This is a genomic window from Pseudomonas sp. AC463 (genome assembly GCF_979253585.1).
Genome location: NZ_CEEDDZ010000762.1, coordinates 1 through 261, shown reverse-complemented (window position 1 = coordinate 261; position 261 = coordinate 1). Strand labels below are relative to the sequence as shown.

Annotated in this window: 1 pseudogene; it reads left to right on the top strand. The window is 63.6% G+C overall.

The features are described from left to right. Positions 1-261: pseudogene (gene glmM, locus AC0IYH_RS32275) on the top strand (phosphoglucosamine mutase); the annotation flags it as partial.

The window sequence follows — 261 nt, the reverse complement described above, 5'->3', positions numbered from 1 at the left end:
AAACTCCGGACACCTGGTGTGCTTCCAGCACGTCACCACGGGGGACGCCATCGTTGCTGCGTTGCAGGTATTGCTTGCCATCCGTCGGCGTGGGCAGAGCCTTGCCGAGGCGCGCCAGGGGCTGCGCAAATGTCCGCAGGTGCTGGTCAACGTGCGTTTCGGTGGCGGTGTCGATCCACTCAAGCACCCCGATGTTCAGGCTGCTAGTGACAGCGTCACCGAACGTATGGCGGGGCGTGGTCGTGTGCTGCTGCGTAAGTC